We start from the raw sequence: 5124 nt of genomic DNA, 5'->3' as shown, positions 1-5124 counted from the left end.
TGATCGGCTCGGCGCTGCTCGGCACCTTCCTCGGAATCCTGCTCGCTTACGGGGTGGTCGAGCCGCTGGGCGGCCTGGTCGAGCAAAAGACCGAGGATGCGTCCAAGGAACTGCAGTGCATCAAATCCACCCTGCTGGCGAGCATGCAGGGGTACAACCCGACGACGGCCATCGAGTTTGGCCGCAAGGTGATCTTCTCCTGCGTGCGCCCCAGCTTCCTGGAGCTGGAGGGGCATGTCAAGGGCCGCAAGTCGTAGCCACCCGCCACTAGCCAGCACGTCGCCATGGCTGAAAAGAAACCCCCACCCCCCTTCATCATCAAGCGCGTCAAAAAGAGCGGCCACGCCGGGCATTCCGCCGTCTGGAAGATCGCCTACGCCGACTTCGTGACCGCCATGATGGCGTTCTTCCTGCTGATGTGGCTGCTGAGCTCGACCGCGAAGGAGGAACTGCAGGGGATTCAGGCCTATTTCGCAGCGCCCCTGAAAACGGCGCTGACCGGTGGCGAGAAGACCAGCAACGGCTCCAGCGTGATTCCCGGGGGCGGCGACGATCTGACCCGGGCGCATGGCCAGAACCGGAATTTGGGCCTGCAAGAGGCCAAGCGCCGCCGCATGGAACTCGAAGCCGCACGCGCGCGGCAGGACCGCGAGCGCATCGAGTCCCTGCAGGCCCGGATCGCCGCACTGATCACCGAGACCCCCCGGCTGAGCGAATACCGCTCGCAGATCCGCATCGACATGACGCCCGACGGCCTGCTGATCCAGATCACCGACGAGCAGAACCGGCCGATGTTCGACAGCGGCAGCGCGCTGGTCAAACCCTATATGCGGGACATCCTGCACGCGATCGGCGCTGCGCTCGGCGGTGTCGAGAATCGCATCAGCCTGGCAGGCCACACCGACGCCGTTCCCTATGGCAACAGCGAACGGGGCTACAGCAATTGGGAGCTTTCGGCGGACCGCGCGAATGCCTCGCGCCGCGAACTGGTCTCGGCCGGCATGCCGGACGCCAAGCTGGGCCGCGTCGTGGGCCTGGCGGCCAGCGACCTGCTGGTGCCGGAGAACCCGCGCGCGCCCGCGAACCGGCGCATCACCATCACCGTGCTGACCCAGGAGGCCGAAGAACGGCTCATGGGCAAGGGGCTTCCCGCAATCCCCGCAGCCACGCTGCTCGATGAAAAGCAGGAGCATCCCGCGCCCGACAGGTAACGACCATGGCTTGCCGCCCAAACCACCCTCCCATGACAATCATGACAATCCCTGCAATCTGTTCCGACCGAAAGGGGCTCCAGTGACCACTGCCCTGCGTTTTTTGATCGTTGACGACTTCTCCACCATGCGGCGCATCGTGCGCAATCTGCTCAAGGAGAGCGGATTTGCCGATGCCGACGAGGCGGAAGACGGCGTTGTCGCGCTGCACAAGCTGCGCAACGGCAGATTCGATTTCGTGGTGACCGACATCAACATGCCCAACATGAACGGCTTTCAACTGCTCGCCGAGATCAAGAAGGACGACAAGCTCAAGCACCTGCCGGTTCTGATGGTCACGGCCGAAGCGCGCAAGGAAGACATCGTCGCGGCCGCGCAGGGGGGGGCGGCGGGCTATATCGTCAAGCCCTTCACCAAGGCGACGCTCGAAGAGAAAGTGACCTTGATTCTGAAGAAGATGGGGTTGTGACACCATGCAAGACATACCCGACGACAGCCCGCAGCCTGCCCCGCCCGTTGCCGTGCGCCAAAAAATCGGCGTGCTCACACGCCAACTGCACGACGCGCTCGACGAACTGGGCTACGCGGAGAAACTGCGCAGTTCCATGGGCGAACTGCCCGACGCGCAGAGCCGCCTGTCGTACATCGCCCGCCTGACCGGTGAAGCCGCGGAAAAAGTGCTCAACCGCGTGGACCAGGCGAAGACGCAGAACGACTACATCGCCGCCGAGGCGCGCCGCGTGGGGGCGTCCCTGGTGAAGGACCCGGTGGCCACCGTGGCCCGGGGGGAAATCATGAATTTCCTCTCCGATGTCGAGCGCGTGGCGCGCGAGGCCGACACGCATCTGACCGAAATCATGATGGCGCAGGATTTCCATGACCTCACGGGCCAGGTGATCGCCCGTGTGGTGCATCTGGCGTCCACCCTGGAAGAGCAACTGCTGCAACTGCTCATACAGACCGCGCCGTCGCCCCCCGCCGCCGCTGCTGCCGTGGAGTCTGCGCGCGCGCGCCTGCATGGGCCGGTGGTGGACCCGCAGAACACCCCCGACGTGGTCACCGACCAGTCGCAGGTGGACGACTTGCTCGCCAGTTTGGGGTTCTGACATCGCCTCTTCCGGAGGGAGGCGGCGCGCAACGCGCCCGCCGCCCGCGTGTGCCGGTGCCACCCACGCTGTCGCTGACGCGACGGATCAGGCCAGGGGATGCGGGTTTGCTTTGTGTCCTGCCGCCCTTGCGGCTTGTAGAGTGTCCGGTAGTTGCATCCCCGGGCCCGACCGCACCCCACACACCATGGCTCTCATCCACTACCTCACCCAGATCCAGTTTGCATTCGGCGCCGTCGGCTTGCTCGGGCAGGAATGCGCGCGCGCCGCAATCACGCGCCCGCTGGTCGTCACGGACCCCGGGGTCCGGGCCGCGGGCGTGCTGCAGAAGGCGCTCGACGCGCTGCACGACCTGCCTGTGGCGGTTTTCGACCAGACGCCCTCCAACCCCACAGAAGCCGCCGTGCGCGCCGCGGTGCAGATCTACCAGGCCCAGGGCTGCGACGGCCTGGTCGCCGTGGGCGGTGGCTCGGCCATGGACTGTGCCAAGGGCATCGCGATTGCCGCCACGCACGCCGGGCCGCTCAGGCAGTACGCCACCATCGAGGGCGGTGCGCCGCGCATCACCGAGCGCGCCGCGCCGCTGATCGCCGTGCCCAGCACCAGCGGCACGGGAAGCGAGGTGGCGCGCGGCGCCATCCTCATCGTCGACGACCAGCGCAAGCTCGGTTTTCACTCCTGGCACCTGCTGCCCAAGGCCGCCATCTGCGACCCCGAACTCACGCTCGGCCTGCCGCCCCGGCTCACGGCGGCCACGGGAATGGACGCCATCGCGCACTGCATGGAAACCTTCATGTCGGCCGCCTTCAACCCGCCCGCCGACGGCATTGCGCTCGACGGCCTGGCCCGCGGCTGGGCGCATATCGAGCAGGCCACGCGCAACGGCGCCGACCGCGGCGCGCGCCTGCACATGATGAGCGCCAGCATGCAGGGCGCCCTGGCGTTCCAGAAGGGCCTGGGCGCCGTGCACTCGCTCAGCCACAGCCTGGGTGGAATCGACCCGCGCCTGCACCATGGCACGCTCAACGCCCTGTTCCTGCCGGCCGTGGTGCGCTTCAACGCCGAGGCCGAGTCGGTGCAGAAAGAACAGCGCCTGGAGCGCATGGCCCACGCCATGGGTCTGGCCTCTGGCGGCGATATTGCGCACGCCATCCGCGCCATGAACGCCCGCCTGGACCTGCCCACGGGCCTGGCCGCGCTGGGCGTGACGCGCGCCATGTTTGACGCAATCATCGCCGGCGCCATGGCGGACCACTGCCACAAAACCAATCCGCGCGTCGCCACGCCCGAGGATTACCGGGACATCCTGAGCGCGGCGCTGTAGCTGTAGCGCCCAATTCAGCCATCCACCACGCAAGCGCGCGGAAACACCCGGGCGGGCCGTCGGCGGCAGAAGCGCAGAATTCGCTTGACTTGCAATTGCGAATCGTTATCATTTCCAGAAAGCGCCCCGCAATGCCACAGGAAAACTCCATGCAAGCCTCCATGACCTCCTCCTTCCCGCTTCTGCATCCCGTCCCCGCCGACAGGGCAGGGGTGCCCAGCGCCGCCGCCGCCGCCGCCCGTTGCGCAGGGACCATGGCTTTTTCCTTCGACAGCAGCACCCTGCTCCAGGGCCAGAAGGCCGTGACCATCAGCCACAACGGCTCGGTGTACCGCCTGCAGGCCACCAAGCTGGGCAAGCTGATCCTGACCAAATAAGGAACCGCCGACGGTTGTCCGTTTCATCGTGGGGCGACTCCCGGGTTCATCAACGAGCCCGCAAGAGTCGTTTTTAAAGCCAGCCAACGGGCTTGCCCGCGTAGCCAGGCTTTTTTTTGCCCATACCAGCAGCGGGGTTGACCGGGTTCACGGCCCCGGATTCCCCTGGCGCTGCACCTCACCCGCGCCCCATGCGGGGTGTTTCCATTGAGCTGCCAGCGGCCCAGTCCGGGCCTTGCAACTGCCTGATCGGCTGCCCTGCCACGGCCTGCAAAGCGGCTGGATCGATGCGCTCCGGCGCCAGATCCGCCAGGGGCCGCAGCACGAAGGCGCGTTCGGCCATGCGGGGATGGGGCACGGCCAGGTCCGCGCTGTCGATGACCAAGTCGCCAAACCACAGAATGTCCAGATCCAATGTGCGCGGCGCGTTGCGGTAGGGGCGCGCGCGGCCTGCGGCGCGTTCTATGGATTGCAGCGCCGCGAGCAGCGGCCCGGGCGCGAGGGTGGTGCGCAGTTCGGCCACGGCGTTGAGGTAGTCGGGCCCCTGCGCGTACAGGCTGGCGCTGCCGTACAGGGGGGAGACGCGCTGCACGCGCGTTCCGGGCAGGCCGTCCATGGTCGCGAGAGCCGCGCGCAGGCTGCGCTCGCGCTCACCCAGGTTCGCCCCCAGGCCGATAAAAACGGGCACCAGCGGGGCTGCGGTCGGTTCGGCCATGGGGTGGTGGTGGGCCGGCGCTGCGGGCTCTCAGTCCAGCGGGGTTGCCGTGTCGTTCCCGGCGCCATCGGCAGCGCCATCGGGCTTGCGGCGCCGGCGGCGGCGCTTCTTGGGGGCGTGGTCTTGCGCTGGCAGCGCCGGCTCCGGATCTGCGGCCACGGCGGGTGGTGCATTGCGTGGCAAGCGCCGCGCGACGGGCGGGGCCTTGGGGCGCGCCTTTTGCTCTTCACGGGCCTGGTCCATGAGGTCTTGGCGGCGTTCGTCGTCGGCATCCTGGAAGTCCTGCCACCACGCGGCCAGGGCTTCCGACACCTCGCCGATATCCGCGCGCAGGCGCAGGAAGTCGAAACCGGCGCGCAGGCGCGGCTGCGTCAGCATGCCAAACGGGGTG

At 67.6% G+C, this 5124-nt stretch carries 6 protein-coding genes and 2 pseudogenes; 6 read left to right on the top strand and 2 right to left on the bottom strand.

The features are described 5' to 3' along the window. From VTU_RS27950 to hemP, 6 genes and pseudogenes are all read left to right on the top strand, one after another. Positions 1-257: pseudogene (locus VTU_RS27950) on the top strand (flagellar motor stator protein MotA); the annotation flags it as partial. 27 nt (positions 258-284) lie between these two features. After that, positions 285-1211 (top strand): flagellar motor protein MotB, encoded by a 927-nt coding sequence (gene motB, locus VTU_RS0117590; protein WP_010106590.1) that lies wholly within the window; start codon positions 285-287, stop codon positions 1209-1211. An 82-nt stretch (positions 1212-1293) separates the two neighbouring features. Beyond that, positions 1294-1680 carry a chemotaxis response regulator CheY gene (gene cheY / locus VTU_RS0117585; RefSeq protein WP_010106588.1) on the top strand — a complete coding sequence of 129 codons (387 nt, stop codon included), beginning with the start codon at positions 1294-1296 and terminating at the stop codon, positions 1678-1680. 4 nt (positions 1681-1684) lie between these two features. Further along, positions 1685-2317 carry a protein phosphatase CheZ gene (locus tag VTU_RS0117580; RefSeq protein WP_010106585.1) on the top strand — a complete coding sequence of 211 codons (633 nt, stop codon included), beginning with the start codon at positions 1685-1687 and terminating at the stop codon, positions 2315-2317. Between the two features lie 187 nt (positions 2318-2504). After that, positions 2505-3641, top strand: coding sequence for a 4-hydroxybutyrate dehydrogenase (gene gbd, locus VTU_RS0117575; protein WP_010106583.1), 1137 nt, complete (start codon positions 2505-2507; stop codon positions 3639-3641). A 149-nt stretch (positions 3642-3790) separates the two neighbouring features. Then, the gene (gene hemP, locus VTU_RS33705; protein WP_010106581.1) at positions 3791-4018 is read left to right on the top strand and encodes a hemin uptake protein HemP; all 228 of its coding nucleotides are present in this window, start codon (positions 3791-3793) and stop codon (positions 4016-4018) included. Positions 4019-4196: 178 nt separating this feature from the next. Here hemP and folK read toward each other — a convergent pair whose 3' ends face one another. After that, positions 4197-4733, bottom strand: a complete 537-nt coding sequence (gene folK, locus VTU_RS0117565) for a 2-amino-4-hydroxy-6-hydroxymethyldihydropteridine diphosphokinase (RefSeq protein ID WP_010106579.1) — start codon at positions 4731-4733, stop codon at positions 4197-4199. A 30-nt stretch (positions 4734-4763) separates the two neighbouring features. After that, a pseudogene (locus tag VTU_RS27945) lies at positions 4764-5124 on the bottom strand (polynucleotide adenylyltransferase PcnB); the annotation flags it as partial.

Source organism: Verminephrobacter aporrectodeae subsp. tuberculatae At4 (assembly GCF_000193225.1).
In the GTDB taxonomy this organism is placed as follows: Bacteria; Pseudomonadota; Gammaproteobacteria; order Burkholderiales; family Burkholderiaceae_C; genus Acidovorax; species Acidovorax aporrectodeae.
Note: the sequence above shows the minus strand (reverse complement) of the source record. Positions and strands in the feature narration are given on the sequence as shown.

What these genes read in the sequence shown, in the direction of transcription:
- hemP (WP_010106581.1), top strand. Translation starts at nt 3,791, where the DNA reads ATGCAAGCCTCCATGACCTCCTCCTTCCCGCTTCTGCATCCCGTCCCC.
- motB (WP_010106590.1), top strand. Translation starts at nt 285, where the DNA reads ATGGCTGAAAAGAAACCCCCACCCCCCTTCATCATCAAGCGCGTCAAA.
- gbd (WP_010106583.1), top strand. Translation starts at nt 2,505, where the DNA reads ATGGCTCTCATCCACTACCTCACCCAGATCCAGTTTGCATTCGGCGCC.
- folK (WP_010106579.1), bottom strand. Translation starts at nt 4,733, where the DNA reads ATGGCCGAACCGACCGCAGCCCCGCTGGTGCCCGTTTTTATCGGCCTG.
- VTU_RS0117580 (WP_010106585.1), top strand. Translation starts at nt 1,685, where the DNA reads ATGCAAGACATACCCGACGACAGCCCGCAGCCTGCCCCGCCCGTTGCC.